Raw genomic sequence first — 16,605 nt, 5'->3', positions numbered from 1 at the left:
TCCGACGAGCCCGATGCTCCACCAACCGCATCAGTCGCATCGTGGCCGCCGTCCACACCCTCCTGAACTGCAACTACTCAGGATGAAAGACGCTCTGTAACCACCATGCGCCTCAACGACTGAACCACTACACACGCCAAGAACCGAAACAAACCACCCGGCCTGACGGGCAGCCACCCATCAGGGGGTGCCGATGCGCGCAGCCACGCAGGGGTCCTCGTTGCGGTAGCCCAGACGGGTGTAGAGCCGGTCCGCAGGAGTGTTGTCGGCGAGCTGCCACAGGGTGCACAAGCCATACCGGCGGACGGCGTACCGGGTCAGCCAGGAGGTGAGTGCCGCGCCGAGCCCCTGGCCACGCAGGGCCGCGTCGGTCGCCACGGACGCCATCAGCGGCGCGCCGCTGTCCGGCAGAGCACTCAGGGCACCGCACGCCACCAGCCGCCCGCCTGCCCCCTGGATCCCCGCCCACAGGCTGACGTTCGAAGAACCGGGTCCGGTGGAATGGGACGGGCTGTGTGCGCCGAGGAAGGCGAGCAACCGGCCGTGATGCGCCTCGCCGAGCTCACTCACCCGCTCCTCCGCCGGATGACGCGGCGGTTCATCAAGCGTCCAGCGGAAGGCCCAGGCGACCGGGTCGGCCACCGCGAGATGACGCCCGAGCAGCGCATCCACACCCCGCGGACCAGTAAACCCCCGTATTCTCCCGGGAAGTTGATGGGCGGCGCGGAGAGTGAGACCGGCCGCGGCAGCCGGCTCGCCGACGCTCCACAGGTGGCCGCGCGGCTCGTCGAGCCAGGCCACCGCACCATCGCCACACCAGCTGATCCTCTCGGCCGGGCGCGAGCGCGCCGCGCCGAAACGCAACAGCGCCGAGCCGGGCTGCAGCTCCAGGCCCTGGGTGAACAAGTCCGCGGTCCGGGAAGGGAAAGTCGTCACCTGCATCGTTCTCGGGAGAAGCATTCCTCTGTCAAGGGGGCGGAAGGGTGGGCGGACAGTCCGGATCAGCGCAGGCCAGGGCCGCAACCGACGTTCGGAGGACAGGAGATGTAGAGGATTGTCGACGGCCGCCACGCACGGGACAAAGCACCGGGCGAACCGCAGCCCCCACTGTCACACACCGCCCCCGGCCCGACGCAAATCCACCCCGAACAGCCCCGCCCGACAACCCCCTGCCCGACACCACAAGACCGCGAGCCGGCTCTTGAGCCAGTACTCCGGGCCATTGACGGCGATCACGTCACAGGGGCGCAGGAAACGGTCCAGGACCGCGGTAGCGAAGACATCATCACCGAAGATCTGACCCCACCCGCTGAAAGCCTCAGAAGGCGCTTTCCCCCGGTGTTCATCCCGGAACTTGCGGTGGGTGGGGCTTTGCGGGATCGCGCCAGGAGATGGTGTTCTCGCCGGTGAGGCGGCGGGCCATGAGGTCGGCCAGCGCCAGGTGGATCACGGCTTCGGAGCCGGCCGGAAGGATTGCGTAGTCGCGGGCCAGGCGGCGGTGGAGCATGAGCCACCCGTACGTCCGCTCCACCGTCCAGCGTTTCGGAATCGGGGCGAAGCCCCTCGTCCCGGAGGTGCGGGCGGTGATCTCCATGTCGATGCCGAAGATGGCGGCGTACTCGACGAAGTACCGGCGGTCACCGCCGCCGACCCACACCTTGCGGATGCCGGGGTGTTCGACGGCGACCCGGTCCAGGAGCCGGGTGCCGGCCACGGAGCCCCAGACACTCCACCGAGCCCCCGACACTCACCGCGGTGACCAGCACCACGAGCAAAAGACCGAGCATATCGGCGGTGATGCCGCGTCTCCTGCCCACGACCTCCTTGCCCGCATCCGCACCCTGCCCCCTGGCCGGGACACCGGCGAAGGCCCTGACACCCTGGGCATCGATCACACAGGCCGACAACTCGGCATTCCGCCCCTCCTTCTGCCGGGCAAGCTACCTGAGCAGGCTGTCGAGCTGGACGAACACACCGTCCCGCCGCCACTTCGCGAAACAGCCACAGACCGCCTCCCAGAGCGAAAAATCGTGCGGCAGACAACGCCACTGCACCCCCAATCCGGTCGACACACACGATCACGTTGACGATCCCGCACAGGCCGTGCCCGGACGAACACCCGACGTCCAGCGCATGCCGCCCACGCCCGGCCCGCCACACGGCCTGTCGCCGCGCCAGCCGGACCCAACCGCCAAACTGGCGAGGCCCGGCCCGGGGGCAGGCTCCGCCGGCTCGGCGGACGGACGGCTCGCACCTCGCCAAGGGAGCGATATGCCGACCGCTCAGAGCAGCCCAGACGTTCCACCAGCGTCTTACCGTCGATCGCCGCCCCTTCAACTTTCAAGGCGGCTACCTGATCTCCACCAGCGACAGCGGCGGCGTCGATCCGGCCGCCGCACGGTCGCCCGGCTCGTGCAGCCGCACGTGATCTAGGTGCCGGTGGTGACCGCGGCCGTCCCGTTGCTCGGACGAGGACGGCTGCCGCTGGGGCTCCGTCCCGGCCCAGCCTCTTTGCAGGGCCCTGGGCCCGCCCTGGGGCCAATCCCCGCCGGCCCTGCGGAACGGGCCTGTCCGGAGTCCGTCACAGGCGTGGGGTGCGCGCCTCGATCCGGTAGTCGAAGGCGACACCGCTGACGCTGGATGTGGTCACCCCGCCGTCGACGGTCAGGACGGCCCCGTTGACGTAGGACGCGGCGGGCGACAGCAGCCAGCCGATTGCCTCGGCGACCTCCTCCGGCTCCCCCGGCCGCCCGGCGGGGGACAGCCGGCTCGCCTCCTCGTACCCCGCCTCGGTGCCGCCCGCCAGCCCCGCCTCCGCCGCGAACCGCGCCATCCGCCGGTCGGCCATCTCCGTGCGCACTCACCCCGGGCACACCGCGTTGGCCCGCAGCCCCTGCGGCCCGTAGTCGACGGCGAGGGAGCGGCAGAGGTGGAGCAGACCCGCCTTGGACGTCGCATAGCCGGCGTTGCCGACGCTGTTGCGGAGCGCGGCGACCGAGGCGACCGCGACCACCGCACCCCGGGCCGCCAGCAGATGCGGCAGCGCGGCACGCAGCAGCAGGAACGGGCCGGTGAGGTTGGTCCGTATCAGCTCTTCCCAGTCCTCGACCGCGATATCGCCGACCGCGCCGGGCCGCCCGACTCCGGCGTTGAGCACCACACCGTCGAGCCTCCTGTAGGCCGTCACCGTCCTCTCGACGAGCTCGCGCACGGCCTCGGGGTCGGCGACGTCGGCAGGATGTGCCAGCGCCCCGGTCTCCTCGGCCACCCGCTGCAGCGGCTCGGGCCGCCGCCCGGAGATCACGACCTGGTGCCCGGCAGTGCGCAGCAGCCGGGCGGTGGCGGCCCCGATCCCCGTCCCCCCGCCCGTCACCAGGACAACACGCTCATCCGACATGGCCGTTCGCCTCCGAAGGTGGTCAACTTCCGCATCCCCGCATGGCGATCATACGAAGCGCCGGCATCGCCGGGCCGAGCGGGCGCCGCTGCCGCAGGCACGCGGCCGGGTACGGAGCGAGGAACGACTGCGGCGAAGGGCAGCGGCGGACAAAGCGGCCAGTAATCGGTGGGACTGGTGCGACGGTGTGACGGCGGAGGATTGCGGCACAAGCACGCCGCATCGAGACGGTCCTGCTCGTGAACCCGGCACTCAGCACTGGTGGGCGGCAGGCCGACCACGCCAGCTCCGCTCGCGCCGTTGCTCCCTCACCCATTCCCGTTCACTTGTACGGGACACTCGTCGTCGATCTGTGCGGCCGGTGCGCAGTTCGACGGGAAGCGCACGGCCTTCGGGTGGACGGCTGTTGTACGCCGACACCAGGCGTCAAAGGGTCGGGGCAGGTGGGTTGGCGGCAAGGGTGGCGCCGGGGTGTGGGCGAGCCGGGCTTCGGCGTCGACACTCGGGCCGGGAATGGGCTGTCCGCAGTCATCCTGTTGGTCGCTGTCGCGGGGCGGTGGGAAGTCGCCTGCGATCCGCACACTGGGCCCATTCGCGGCCTTTGGCCTGGTGTGCGGTGGAGACGGTGACCTGGGCTTGGTCGCCGTGGGTGAGTTGGGTTGACCGCGGCGAGGACGGCGTCGGTGCCGTGCAGGGCGACGAGGTCGACCAGTGGTTGCAGATCGCGGCCTGCCCGGTCACGGCCGGCGTCATCCTGCAGGTCGCCCCAGGAGGTGAAGAGCACGAGTTCAGGGTGGCTGGTGCGGCGGCCTTCCTTGAGATCGCGGGCTGCCAGGGCCAGAGCTCGTAGGCTCTCCCCTCCCCCGGCCAAGGCGGCACTGTGGTCGGCGGCCAGGAGTTGGACGACTTCGGTGATGGCGCCGACGCCGGTGCGGCAGAGCACCGCGTCGGGCAGTGGGACGAGGACGAGGCCGGGTTCAGCGGGGACTTGGTCGCTGCCTCGCAGGCGGATCGGTGCGTCGGCGATGGAGAGCCGGCGGTTGGCTTCGTGTGCGAGGTGAGGGCCGAAGCGTCAGCGGATGACCAGCGCGATCCTCGCACGCGCCCGCCTGGGCACAGCGCCCTTCGCCGTGCTTGTACTGCGGCCCGGCCGCCCGGGTGGGCGGGCCGGGCCGCTATTGCCCGGTGACGCGTTGCCGCGTCGACCGTGGCACCCCTTGGTCGGACCGGATTCTCGGTGACATCTCGGGTCGGCGGTCGCCTAGAGGTGTCCGCGGTGGCAGGCCGCGGAAGTCTTGGGTGGGTCAGTCGCCCGGATTGGTCAGGGAGGTCTCCGCCAGGAAGTCGGCCGCTTCCTCCGGCGGGGAGTAGGGGGGCATGAAGGCGGCGGCCCGGACGTCGCGGTAGGCGCGGGCGAGGGGGTGGCGGGCCTGGTAGCTGGCGCCGCCGGTGAGGCGCATGGCGTGGTCGATGACGGTGACGGCGGCGCGTTCGACGACCAGGCTGACGGCCTGGCACTCCTTCATCATGGCGCGGCTCATGTCGTCGGTGACCACCTGCGGCTTGTTGAGCAGCAGGTACGAGTCGAAGTCCTGCAGGGCGGTGGCCAGGGTGCCGCGGGCGGCGGTGAGGGCGATCTCCATCTCGGCGATGGCGGTGCGCACGCTGGAGGAGGTGGTGGTGCGGGGGCGGCTCGACGCCGGCCTGGACAGGCTTTCCAGGGCCTGGTCGCGGGCCGCTTCGGCCAGGCCGAGGTAGACGCCGTTGAGGCCCATGCCGCTGACCGCGCGGCCTTCCAGCATGCCGGCGTCGCGCTTGCCCCATGGGCCGCGGACCAGCAGCGCCTCCTCCGGGACGACGCAGTCGCTGAAGACGACGCTACCGCTGCCGGATCCCCGCAGGCCCAGGCCGTCCCAGTCGTCCTCGACGTGGACGCCGGGGGTGTCGGCGGGGACCATGGCGCTGGCGAGGTGGGCTCCGTCGCCGCGTTCGGCCTTGAGGCGGCAGTAGAAGTGGGTGGCCGCCGGGGACAGTGAGGCGAGGATCTTGCGGCCGTTGACGGCCCAGCCGTTGTAGGAGGCGGTCGCGGTGGTGGCGAGGTTCCAGTAGTCGGCGCCGCGTTCGGCGACGGCGGAGCACAGCAGCATCCGCCGCTCGCCGATGGCTTCCAGCCATTCGCGGCGCGGCAGGTAGCCGGGTTCGGTGTCGGCACCGAAGCGCACCACTCGGGCGAAGTACCAGGCGAGCGCGATGTGCATGTAGTAGGCGACGGCCACCGAGGCGTCGGCCCGGGCGATCCGGGCGGTGATCATCGTCAGGTCGTGCAGCCGCTCGACGCCGAGGCCGCCCAGTTCCACCGGGACGGTCGCCGCGAAGACGCCGGCCTCGGCGAGCGCCTCGACGCTGTCGCGCGCGAAGCGTCCCTCCTGGTCGGTGATCCGGGCCTGTTCGGCGAGGAAGTCGTGGAGTTTCGCCACGGCCGCGACCGCCTGCTCACCACTGGTGGTGGCCGGCCGCAACTCGGAGTTCAGCGACAGGGAAATCGGCATGGCTAGTCCTCAGCAAGTCGGCGCGGGTATACGGATGCCGTCGATGAAGTCGTTGGTACGGCCATTGGTTGGTCAACTCAGTCTGTTTTCGGCCGCCTTCGCTCTCGCGTGCACGTTCTCGTGGATATCCACTCCCTTGCTCCCGGACGACCCCGCTGGTTATCGTGACTCCAGTGTCAAGACCCGGCAAAATCGTTCGATTCAAGGGATTGCACCGCTGTGGGGAATCTGATTCTTCAGTTCGCGGGCTGGTACGCCGAAGACGAACCGGACCGCCCCGCGACGCATGAGAGACGTGAAATCGGGGAAGGCGACCGTGCATTGATCCGATACGACCGGGGGACCGACGCATTATCCGTCCTCGCGTTATCCGCCCTCCCCGCCGACCGGCGGCCTGGGCAGCCGGGTTCCGCCGCCGTGGTGGCCGGCCATCCGGGGCACTGGTCCGTCACCAATCTGCACGCCGAGGACACCTACTTCGTCGAAAACATGGAACGCGGCGGCGAGTTCGTCAAAGTTCCCCCGCGGCGGAGAGACTTCCCCATTCCCTTCGAGCTGGCCCGGCTCGTCCTTCCGGTGGCCCGCCGTATCGGCGTGGTGAACGTGTACGGGCCGGAGCCGAGCTATCTGGCCGCGGCCGCCGCTTCCGACACGGCGTCCAACTGGCCGCGGCTGGACGAGCGGTCGGCCTACTTCCGCGTCCTGGTGGCCCTGTGCGAACCCCAGCTCCGCGGTTATCCGCCCGGGGCGGTGCCCACCACCGCCGAGGTCATCGACCGGCTGCGCGGCGGTTCCCGTACTCCCCCGATGAGCCGCGCCGCCGTCAACCACCACATCAATTACCTGGCCACGGAGAAGCTCCAGGTCACCGAGTGGGCGGGGGCCGCCGACGGCAAGCGCTCCTACTGGAAGCGCGAGGCGGTGGTGGCGATGGCGCTGCGCTCCGGCCTGGTGGACGAGCGCCACCTGGGCCTGCTCCCGCAGCGGCTCAGCCGCCCGCAACGGCCTGCCCCACCGCGTCGACCAGTTCGTTCACCCCGGCCTCGTCGATGACCAGCGGCGGGATGGCCATCACGGCGCGTCCCTGCCTGCGCAGCAGTACGCCGCGTTCGCGGGCCCGTGCGACCGTGCCGGCGGCGAACTCCTCGCGGTGGCACTCGACCGTGGCGACCAGCCCCAGTCCGCGGACGTCGGCGACCTCGGGGTGCTCGTCCAGCGGGAGCAGACCGTCGAGCAGTTGCCGCCCGCGCGCGGCGGACGCGGTCACGAGGTCCTCCCGCTCGATGACGTCGAGGACGGTCAGCGCGACCGCGCAGGCCACCGCGTGTCCGCCGGTGGTGTGCCCGTAGCGCAGGCCGCCGATGAACGGGTCGTCGGCGAAGGTGCGGTAGACCGCCTCCGTGGTGCTCAGCGCCGCGAACGGGATGTAACCGCCGCTCAGGCCCTTGCTCATGGTGACCAGGTCGGGTGTGATCCCCTCGTGGTCGAAGCCGAACATCCGGCCCGTGCGGCCGAAGCCGCAGAACACCTCGTCGAGGACGAGCAGGGCGCCGGTGCGGTCGCACAGCTCGCGCAGCGCCCGCAGGAAGCCGGCGGGCAGCACCACACCGCCGCCGACGTTGACGAACGCCTCGACGAAGACGGCCGCCGGCGGCTCCCCGTCGAGCACGGCCCGTTCGAAGGCGGCCACCAGCGGCGCCAGCGACTCGGGGGCGCGCAGCCGGCGGGGCTCGACCGGGAACTCCACCCGGGTCACCGGGAAGGGTGCCTGGGCGTGGGTGGCGTTGGTGGGGAGGCCGGAGAGGTGCTGGGCGACCAGCGTGGTGCCGTGGTAGCCGGCCGCGAGGGTGACGATCCGGTTCCGGGGCCGGCCGAGGTTGCGCCAGTAGCCGTGGGCGACGCGCACCGCCGCCTCGGTCGCCTCGGAGCCGCTGTTGACGAACAGCGTCCGGCCCAGCTTTCCCGGCAGCAGTCCGGCGAGCCGCTCGGCCACCCCGCCGACCGGGAGGTGGGTGCCGACGCTCAGGTCGAAGTGCGGCAGCCGGGCGAGCTGCCGTCCGGCGGCGGCGATCAGGGCCGGATGGGCGTATCCGCAGCTGGAGTTCATGGCCGACGCCATCGCGTCCAGGTACTCCCGTCCGGAGGCGTCGCGCACGCGGTAGCCGGTGCCGGAGAGCAGGATCGGGCCGTCGCCGGGGTCCTTTCTCACGGGTGACCACGGGTGCCACACGAAGCGGTGGTCGCGCTCGCGCGCCGTCGCCTCGTCCATATCCACGCTTGCGTTCACCTCCACGCCTGCGTCCACGTCCACGGTTGGTGCGTCGGCGGTCGGTGCGTTGGCAGTCGGTGCGTTGGCGGTCGACATGCAGAGGATCATGCAGCGAACCGCCGTCCCGGCACACCCGTACACCTGTGAGGGTCCCGATCACCGGAGTCGCGGCGATCATGGCTGCGGTCCGCAGGCCCCGAACCGGTGGAGAGGAATCGACGGTGCCCCTGCACGTCATCGACCCGGCGCGCCCCCTGCCCCGCCCGCCGGACCGCGTCCTCGTCGCGGGCGGCAGCGGAGCGGGCAAGACCACCGTGGCCGGCAAGCTCGCCGCCCTGTTCGGCCTGCCCCGCATCGAGCTGGACGCGCTCTACTACGGGCCCGGCTGGACGGTACGCCCCGGGTTCGCCGACGACGTCGAGCGGGCGACGCGGCAGCCCCGTTGGGTCACCGAGTGGCACTACCCCGAGGTGAACGGGGTGCTGGCGGACCGCGCCGATCTGCTCGTCTGGCTCGACTACCCCACGGGCCTCACCATGACGAGCCTGCTGCTGCGGACGCTGCAGCGCTCCCTGCACCGCGAGGTGCTGTGGAGCGGCAACCAGGAGGCGCCGCTGCGCACGGTGTTCACCGACCCCGAGAACATTCTGCGCTACGGCTGGGCCACCCGGCACGGCACGCGCGACGAGCTGCGGGCGCTGGCCGCCGCCGGCCGCGGGGACGGGCCGCGCGTGCTGCGGTTCACCCGCCCCGCGGAGTTGGCGCGCTGGCTGATCCGGCAGGGCCACGAGAGGAGCGTCGCACGTGCGTGAAGAGACACAGGAGCTCAGGGAGTTCGACGAGATCGTGGTCGGCGCGGGTTCGGCCGGTGCGGTGCTCGCCGCCCGGCTGTCCGAGGATTCCGGCCGGCGGGTCCTGCTGGTCGAGGCCGGCCCCGACTACCCGGCCGGCTCCCGGCTGCCGGAGGACCTGCGCAACGGGTGTACGCCGTCGATGGTCGCCCACGACTGGGCGCTGACGGCCGTCCGCGACGACGGCACGCCGCTGCCCCTGCCGCGCGGCAAGGTGGTCGGCGGCTGCTCGGCGGTCAACGCCTGCCTCGCCCTGCGGCCCGTCCCGGACGACTTCGCCCTATGGGCGCGCGCCGCGGGCGGCGACGGCTGGTCGTGGCCGGAGATCCTTCCTTACCTCAACCGCCTGGAGGCGGACGCCGATTTCGGCGGCCCGCACCACGGGACGGCCGGCCCGCTGCCGGTCCGCCGCGCGCCGCGTGCCTCGTGGACGCCCCTGTCCACGGCGCTGGTGGACACCGCGACGGCGGCCGGGCACCCGTACGCCGAGGACCACAACGCGCCCGGGGCCACCGGGGTCGGGCCGTTGCCGCTCAACCTCGCCGACGGCGGGGTCCGCGTCTCCACGGCCGGCGCCTACCTCGATCCCGCGCGCGGGCGCCCCAACCTGACGGTCCTGGCGGGCTGCCTGGTGGACCGGGTCCTGTTCGAGGGGACACGGGCGACGGGTGTCGCGCTGTCGCGGGCGGACGGCGCCCGGCCCGTCGGCCCGGCCGAGGTGCGCGGGGCGCGGGTGACCCTCTGCGCGGGCGCGTACGGCACCCCCGCGATCCTGCACCGCTCCGGCGTCGGCCCGGCCCCCGTCCTGCGGGAGCTGGGCGTCGGGATCGTCGCGGACCTGCCCGGCGTCGGGGCCGGTCTCGTCGACCACTCGCAGGTCGCCATCGGCGTCATCCCCCGGCCGGGCGGGCTCTGCGACCCGCGCGACCCCTGCGCCCAGGTGGTGCTGCGCTACACCGCGCCGGGTTCGGACACCGCCGACGACATGCAGGTGTACGCCCTCAACCACGTCGAACTCGACGTGTACGCCCCGCAGGTGGCCGGCCGGGTGCCGGACGGGCGGGCGTTCATGATGACCTCGAACCTCATGGCCCCGCGCGGCCGGGGGACGGTCACCGCCGTGTCACGCGACCCGGCCGTACCGCCGCGGATCGCCGTCGACTACGCGCGGGACCCGGAGGATCTGCGGCGCCAGCGCGAGGGGGTCCGGCTGTGCTGGGAGCTGCTGCGGCAGCCCGCGTTCACGGCGCTCGCCAAGGAGATCATCGACATGGACGCGGAGACGATCCGGTCGCGGACCGCGCTGGACGACTTCGTGCGGCGGGCGGCGCGCACGGCGCACCACCCGATGGGGACGGCGCGCATGGGGTCCGGTGACGAGCCCGGGGCCGTGGTGGACGAGCGCTGCCGGGTGCACGGGGTGGAGGGGCTGCGAGTGGCGGACGCGTCGGTGATCCCCGTGCCGTTGCGCGTCAACACGAATCTGGCGGCCATCGCGGTGGGGGAACGCGTCGCGGCCCTCGGCGGCTGAGCACCGTTCCCGTACCCCTTCGGCCGGGCCGTCCCGGCGCGTGGCGGCCCACACTTCCCGCGAGGAGACAGCGTTGTTCGTACTCAAGCACCGTCCCGAGGACTTCCGCGTCCGCGAGAACCTCGTCGTCCGGCTCACCGACGACGCCTCGGCCGCGCACCGCTACGTCCTGCTGCACAAGCGTGGCTACACCACCATGGAAGCCGTCCGCCTCCTCGCCGACCGCATCGGCGTCACCGGCCGGGAGGTGCGGTACGCCGGGCTCAAGGACGAGGACGGGGTGACCGAGCAGCTGCTGTCCGTCCCCGCCCGGGCGCTCGCCGGCGGGCTGCCCGAATTCCCGGACGGCGAGCGGCGGTTACGGCTGGCGCACTACGGATACGGGCACGAGCCGCTGGCCGTCGGCAGGCTCGACGGCAACGCCTTCCGCGTCGTCCTGCGCGACCTGGACGACGGCGCCGCCGGACGGCTCGTCGAGCGGCAGCGGATCAACCTGCTGTTCGTCAACTACTACGACACCCAGCGCTTCGGCGTGCCCGGCGGCCCCAAGCGCACCCATCTCGTCGGCGCGGCGCTCCTGGAAGAGGAGTGGGCGCGGGCCCGGCACGAGCTCGCCGGGCTCGGCGCGCCCGAGAGCGCCTCCGCCCGCGACTGGTCGGGCTCCGACGAGGACTTCTTCCGCTCGCTCGACCCGCGCACGGTCGCCTTTTACCTGGCCGCGCACTCGTCGTACCGGTGGAACGCGGAGATCCGCGGGCTGCTCGGCTCCGAGGACGCCGAGGACGTGACGGTGGACGGTCTGCCCTACCGCTTCCCGGCCGGCGCGCGGGCGGCCGCCGCCCTGCAGGCGCGCTGCCCCGAGCTGGCGTACACCCGCTACACGTGGGCGGACGGGCCCGAGGAGCACCGGGTCATGCGGCCGACGGTGGTGCAGACCCTGGTGACGGCCGGCGCGCACGGCCCGGACGACGCCTTCCCGGGCCGCCGGGCCGTCGAGCTGAGCTTCCAGCTCCCCTCCGGCAGCTACGCCACGACGGCGCTGCGCCAGCTCATGACCCGGCGATGACGAGGGCCGGCCATGGCTTTGCTGCTGCTCAACCGCAGGCCCATCCTGGCGGACGTGCCCGGCTGGCTGCCCGCCGCCTCTCTGGTCGTCGTCACGGCGGCCCCGGCGGCGGCGGGGGTGCCGCTCGGGGGTTTCCGGCACGTCGAGACGGTGCCGGACTACGAGGACGACGCGGCGGTGGACCGCGTCATCGACGCGCTCTGCCGTGACCACCCGGTCGAACGGGTGCTGACCACGGCGGAGATCGACGTCGTGCGCGCGGCGCGGGCCCGGGAGCGGCACGGGCTGCCGGGCCAGTCGGTGGAGAGCGCCCTGGCCTACCGGGACAAGTACCGGATGAAGCGCCTGGCGGCGCGGGGCGGTGTGCCCGTGGCGCCGATGGCGCGGGTGCGCGACGCGGAGGGCGTCCGCTCGTTCGCCGCGCGGCACGGGTTCCCGGTGGTGGTGAAACCGGCCGACGGGGGCGGCTCGGTGGGGGTGCGGGTGCTGCGCGACGCCTCGGCGGCGGCTTGCCCGCCGACAGGAGAGGAGCTGCTCGTGGAGCGGTTCGTCGACGGGGTGGTGTGCCATGTGGACGGGCTGATGGCCGGCGGGCGGGTGCTGCACGCCGTCGCCTCGCGTTACCTGCACTCCAATCTGGACACGGCCGTTCGCGGCCTCCCGAGCGTCAGCGGCATGCTCCCGCCGGACGGGCCGCCGGCGAAGCGGCTGTGCGCGGCCGCCGCCGACACCGTCGCCGCGCTGCCTCCGGTGGCGGAGGTGACGGCCTTCCACGCCGAGTTCTTCCACACGCCGGACGACGGGATCGTGCTGTGCGAGATCGCCTGCCGGCCGGGGGGTTGTGGCATCCCCGAGGCGTACGAGCTCACCACCGGCGTCCAGCCGTACGCGGCCCAGGTGCGCGGTCAGGCCGGACGGATCAGTGGCGTCGAGGTGGCCGGCGGCCGGCCGCGGCACGGCTGGGCCTGGTTCCCGCCGCGGTCCGGTGTCCTCCGGCGCCTCCCCGCTTCCTGCCCGCTCCCCGGCACCGTCCGCTACACCGCCTGCGGCCGGGTGGGCGCGCGCTACCGGGGGCCGGCGTCCAGCACGGACCGCGTCGCCGAACTGGTCTTCCGCGTCGACGACGCGCGCCCCCTGGAGGACGTGCTGCGCGAGGTCGACGACTGGTGGGCCGGGGCCGTCCGATGGGAGTGACCGGGGTCCGCGCCCGCGGGTTCATGACGGCCATGGTCGTGGACGCGCTGGGCAGCGGCGTGTGGATCACGTTCTCCCTGCTGTACTTCACGTACGGGCAGGGGATGGCGCTCACGTCGGCGGGGGCCGCGCTCAGTACCGGGTCGCTGGCCGCGCTGCTGGCCGGCGGGCTGGCGGTGGGCGCGCTCGCCGACCGCATGGGTCCGTTCCGCGCGGCGACGCTCAGTTGCGCGCTCCGCGCCGTCGCGTTCCCCTGCTATCTGGCCGCCGACCGGCCGGCCGCCGTGGCCGCCGTCGCCTTCGCGGTGAGCTTCGGCGACCGCCTGTACTGGGCGGCGCACGGCGGGCTGGTGGCCGCCGTCACCTCCACCGAGCAGGCGCGGCGCGGCATGTTCGCCCTGCTGAACAGCCTGCGCAATGTGGGCCTGGGGGTGGGTGCGCTGGGGGTGGCTCTGGGCGCGTCCTTCGAGGACGGTGGCGGGGCGGTGCTGTGGCACAGCATTCCGTTGGTCAACGCGGTGAGTTTCGCCGTCGCCGCGGTGCTGTTCCGGGTGACCGGGCGTCGGGTGCCGCCCGCGCCGGACCCGCGCGGGGGCGACGTGCCCGCGGCCTCGTACCGGACGGTGCTCGCCAACCACCGCTTCCTCGCCTTCACCGGCGCGACGCTCGCCATCACGCTCTCCAGCGTCGCCTTCGACTCGATCCTGCCGGTGTATCTGCGGTGGCTGGAGATGCCGGTGTGGACGCCGCCGGCGGCGTATGTGCTCTCGTGCGTGGCCATTCCGGCGTTCCAGCCGCTGGCGTTACGGCTGGGGCGGGAGCGGCCCCCGATGCGGCTGATGGCGCTGGCCGCGCTGCTGATCGCGGCGGGTCTGGGCGGGCTGGTGGCGGCCGGGCGCTTCGGCACGGCGGGGGCGACGGCGCTGGTGGCCGTGCTGGTCCTGCTGTTCAGCCTGGGGGAGGCGCTGTTCGGGGCGGTGGCCATGACCATCGTGCTGTCATTCGCGTCGGCGGCGGACGCCGGCCGCTACAGCGCCTTCTACCAGTTGGTCTGGGGGGTGTCGGGGGCGCTGGGGCCGGCCGTGCACACCCTGTTGTTCTCGGTGTCCGGCGGCACGCCGTGGCTGGTGATGGCCTGTGCGCTGCTGGTGGCCGTCGTCGTGTATCGCGGGCTGGACAGGACGGCGGCGCGCGCGGCGCGCCTCGCCGCTGTCGGCCGGAAGGGAGAGGCATGAATCCCACCGAGTTCACCGGGACGGTCACCGAGGCGCTGCGGCGGTTCTGGGCCGGGCGCCGGGCGGTGCTGCTGCTCGACGACTTCGATCACCGGGCCCGTTCGCTGGTCGACGAGCTGCGGGTGTGCGGGGCCGAGGTGGGTGCCGTCGTCGCCCGTACCGGGCCGGGGCCCGGGGCGCCGCGGGTCGGCCCGGGGTGGTACTGCTCGGACACGGAAGGGGAGTTGACGCGTCCGGAGTTCGAGGCGTGGCTGCGGGATCCGTCCGCGGGGGTACGGGCCTGGCTGGACGCCCTGGATCCGGCGCGCGCGTGGGTGGCGCTGGGGACGCCCCGCACGGGGGTGGCGGAGTTCTGCGGGCGTCCGGTGCACGGGTGGCGGCGGCCGGAGTGGGCCGCCGTCGAGGACAAGACCACGATCGACCGGCTGTGGGAGGCGGCCGGCGTGGCTTCTCCGCCGTACTTCGTGGCCGTCGTGAATCAGTTGCTTCGGGCGCCGTCCGGAGGGGACCGGGTGGCCGGGCCGGCGGAGACTGCGGGGGTGGCCGGGCCTGCCGGGGTCGTGGTGGCGGCCGATTCCACCCGCGGCCACGTCGGGGACGCGCTCGGGCTGCGCTGGGTGCCCGATCCCGGCCGCCTCCCGGACGTCGTCGGGGAGTTCGCCGGCCGCGCGGAGCGGGTGCGCGTCGCCCGTTTCGAGGACGGCGTGCCGTGCAGTGTGCTGGGCATGGCCCTGGCGGACGGGGTGGCGGTGTTCTCGCCCATCGAGATCGTCACCCTCGGCGACCCGGCCACCGGGCGGCTCCTGTTCTGCGGCTCTTCCACGTTCTGGCGGCCGGGCGCGGCGGCCGAGGACGACATCCGGGGGGCGGCGCGCCGCGCGGGCGCGGAGCTCGTCCGGACCACCGGCTACCGGGGTCTGTTCAGCGTGGACGGGCTGCTCACCCCGGACGGCTTCACGGCCACCGAGCTCAATCCCCGGCACGCGTCTGGCCTCGGGCTGCGGGCCGCCCTGCCGGACTTTCCGCTCTACCTCTACCACCGGGCGGTGCAGGAGCGCCTGCCGGGGTTCGACGCGGTCACCTGTACCGATCTGGAGCGGCTGGTGCGGGAGTTGGTGGCGGCCGTGCCGTCGGCGTCCCTGGCGGTGGGCGCGACGCGCGTCGAGGCCGCGCCCGTCGGTCCGGACCACCGGGCCGGGCCCGCGTGTGCGCGCGCGGCGGCCCGCCTGGGCGAACCGGGCCTGCGTGCCTTCCCTCTCGATCCTTCCTCCGCTCTCCCTCTCCCGCCGTGTGAACCGAACGACGAAAGGTGTACGGCATGAACCACTCCACTCCCCTGGTCAACTCCTGGAACGAATGGGACCCGTTGCGGGAGATCATCGTCGGCGTCGCCGACAGCGCCTGCTTCGAGCCGTCCGAACCCGGCTACCGGCCGGCCCTGCGCGACTCGGACGAGCCCTTCCCGACCGGCCCGAAGCCGGCCGAGATGGTCGACCGGGCCAACGAGCAGCTGGACGGCCTGGTGCGGGTGCTCCAGGCGCAGGGCGTCACGGTGCGCCGCCCGGACGCCGTCGACCTCACGCGCTCCGTGAAGACGCCGACGTTCGAAGTGGCCAACCAGTACTGCGTGGTGTGCCCGCGCGATGTGATGATCACGTTGGGCAACGAGATCGTCGAGGCCACCATGTCGCGGCGGGCCCGCTACTTCGAGTACCAGGCGTACCGGAAGCTGGTCTACTCCTACTGGAACGCCGATCCCCGCGTCACGTGGACCGTCGCGCCCAAGCCGTCCATGGCCGACGCCATGTACCGGGAGGACTTCTGGGAGTGGCCGCTGGAGAAGCGCCACGCCGAGATGCACAACTCGGAGTTCTGCGTCACCCAGGACGAAGTGGTCTTCGACGCGGCCGACATGAGCCGCTTCGGCCGCGATATCCTGGTGCAGGAGTCGATGACCACCAACCGGGCCGGCATCCACTGGCTCAAGCGCCACCTGGAGCCGCGGGGCTTCCGGGTGCACCCGGTGCACTTCCCCCTCGACTTCTTCCCCTCCCACATCGACTGCACCTTCGTGCCGCTGCGTCCGGGGCTGGTGCTCACCAATCCGGAGCGGCCGCTGCGGGAGGGCGAGGAGCGGATGTTCCACGACAACGGGTGGGAGCTGGTCGAGGCGCCGCAGCCGACGTCCGCGAACGACGAGATGCCGCGCTACTGCCAGTCCTCCAAGTGGCTGTCGATGAACGTCCTCAGCGTCTCCCCGGACAAGGTCGTCTGCGAGGAGCGGGAGAAGCCGCTCCACGATCTGCTGGACAAGCTGGGCTTCGAGGTGCTCCCGGTGCCGTTCCGGGACGTCTTCGAGTACGGCGGGTCGCTGCACTGCGCGACCTGGGACGTGCACCGGGAAGGCGGGCGGGAGGACTACTTCCCGCGGCTGGACTACACGCCCGTCGCCCCCGCCGTCTGACCCGGCCCGGCGCCGCGGCGTGAGCGCGCGGGAGGGGGCGTGGGTCCGC

Annotated in this window: 13 protein-coding genes and 2 pseudogenes; 8 read left to right on the top strand and 7 right to left on the bottom strand. The window is 72.8% G+C overall.

Going from position 1 to position 16,605, the window contains the following annotated elements:
* Nucleotides 1-180: 180 nt before the first annotated feature.
* From ACH4PU_RS33670 to ACH4PU_RS33645, 6 genes and pseudogenes are all read right to left on the bottom strand, one after another.
* Nucleotides 181-942: a GNAT family N-acetyltransferase gene (locus tag ACH4PU_RS33670; protein ID WP_398280927.1), complete on the bottom strand. Its 762-nt coding sequence runs from the start codon at nucleotides 940-942 to the stop codon at nucleotides 181-183.
* Between the two features lie 168 nt (nucleotides 943-1,110).
* Nucleotides 1,111-1,380 carry an ATP-binding protein gene (locus tag ACH4PU_RS33665; protein ID WP_398280930.1) on the bottom strand — a complete coding sequence of 90 codons (270 nt, stop codon included), beginning with the start codon at nucleotides 1,378-1,380 and terminating at the stop codon, nucleotides 1,111-1,113.
* Nucleotides 1,343-1,714, bottom strand: coding sequence for a hypothetical protein (locus ACH4PU_RS33660; protein WP_398280924.1), 372 nt, complete (start codon nucleotides 1,712-1,714; stop codon nucleotides 1,343-1,345). The genes ACH4PU_RS33665 and ACH4PU_RS33660 overlap by 38 nt, the downstream gene beginning before the upstream one ends.
* Before the next feature lie 867 nt (nucleotides 1,715-2,581).
* Nucleotides 2,582-3,397, bottom strand: a pseudogene (locus ACH4PU_RS33655) (SDR family NAD(P)-dependent oxidoreductase).
* 473 nt (nucleotides 3,398-3,870) lie between these two features.
* Nucleotides 3,871-4,469 (bottom strand): annotated as a pseudogene (locus tag ACH4PU_RS33650) (DNA helicase); the annotation flags it as partial.
* 232 nt (nucleotides 4,470-4,701) lie between these two features.
* On the bottom strand, nucleotides 4,702-5,946 hold the full coding sequence (locus tag ACH4PU_RS33645; protein ID WP_398280921.1) for an acyl-CoA dehydrogenase family protein: 1,245 nt from the start codon (nucleotides 5,944-5,946) through the stop codon (nucleotides 4,702-4,704).
* Nucleotides 5,947-6,267: 321 nt separating this feature from the next.
* Between ACH4PU_RS33645 and ACH4PU_RS33640 the strand changes: the two genes are divergently transcribed.
* The gene (locus ACH4PU_RS33640) at nucleotides 6,268-6,999 is read left to right on the top strand and encodes a hypothetical protein (protein WP_398280918.1); all 732 of its coding nucleotides are present in this window, start codon (nucleotides 6,268-6,270) and stop codon (nucleotides 6,997-6,999) included.
* On the opposite strand, the gene ACH4PU_RS33635 is transcribed toward ACH4PU_RS33640, so the two are convergent.
* Entirely contained in the window at nucleotides 6,935-8,311 is a 1,377-nt protein-coding gene (locus ACH4PU_RS33635) for an aspartate aminotransferase family protein (protein ID WP_398280915.1), read from the bottom strand. The two genes, ACH4PU_RS33640 and ACH4PU_RS33635, sit on opposite strands and share 65 nt — an antisense overlap.
* A gap of 125 nt (nucleotides 8,312-8,436) precedes the next feature.
* Between ACH4PU_RS33635 and ACH4PU_RS33630 the strand changes: the two genes are divergently transcribed.
* From ACH4PU_RS33630 to ACH4PU_RS33600, 7 genes are all read left to right on the top strand, one after another.
* Nucleotides 8,437-9,027, top strand: a complete 591-nt coding sequence (locus ACH4PU_RS33630) for an adenylate kinase (RefSeq protein ID WP_398280912.1) — start codon at nucleotides 8,437-8,439, stop codon at nucleotides 9,025-9,027.
* Nucleotides 9,020-10,597, top strand: coding sequence for a GMC family oxidoreductase (locus tag ACH4PU_RS33625; protein ID WP_398280909.1), 1,578 nt, complete (start codon nucleotides 9,020-9,022; stop codon nucleotides 10,595-10,597). The genes ACH4PU_RS33630 and ACH4PU_RS33625 overlap by 8 nt, the downstream gene beginning before the upstream one ends.
* 73 nt (nucleotides 10,598-10,670) lie before the next feature.
* Nucleotides 10,671-11,663, top strand: coding sequence for a tRNA pseudouridine(13) synthase TruD (truD, locus tag ACH4PU_RS33620; protein ID WP_398280906.1), 993 nt, complete (start codon nucleotides 10,671-10,673; stop codon nucleotides 11,661-11,663).
* A 12-nt stretch (nucleotides 11,664-11,675) separates the two neighbouring features.
* Complete coding sequence (locus ACH4PU_RS33615) at nucleotides 11,676-12,857, top strand: acetyl-CoA carboxylase biotin carboxylase subunit family protein (protein WP_398280903.1); 1,182 nt, start codon at nucleotides 11,676-11,678, stop codon at nucleotides 12,855-12,857.
* Nucleotides 12,848-14,092 carry an MFS transporter gene (locus tag ACH4PU_RS33610; protein ID WP_398280900.1) on the top strand — a complete coding sequence of 415 codons (1,245 nt, stop codon included), beginning with the start codon at nucleotides 12,848-12,850 and terminating at the stop codon, nucleotides 14,090-14,092. Before ACH4PU_RS33615 ends, ACH4PU_RS33610 begins: the two co-directional genes overlap by 10 nt.
* Entirely contained in the window at nucleotides 14,089-15,414 is a 1,326-nt protein-coding gene (locus tag ACH4PU_RS33605) for a hypothetical protein (protein ID WP_398280897.1), read from the top strand. The genes ACH4PU_RS33610 and ACH4PU_RS33605 overlap by 4 nt, the downstream gene beginning before the upstream one ends.
* Nucleotides 15,411-16,556, top strand: a complete 1,146-nt coding sequence (locus ACH4PU_RS33600; RefSeq protein ID WP_398280894.1) for a glycine amidinotransferase — start codon at nucleotides 15,411-15,413, stop codon at nucleotides 16,554-16,556. The genes ACH4PU_RS33605 and ACH4PU_RS33600 overlap by 4 nt, the downstream gene beginning before the upstream one ends.
* Nucleotides 16,557-16,605: the final 49 nt, after the last annotated feature.

The sequence above is a fragment of the Streptomyces sp. NPDC021100 genome (genome assembly GCF_044333095.1).
In the GTDB taxonomy this organism is placed as follows: domain Bacteria; phylum Actinomycetota; class Actinomycetes; order Streptomycetales; family Streptomycetaceae; genus Streptomyces.
This window is presented reverse-complemented; position numbering and strand designations above follow the sequence as displayed.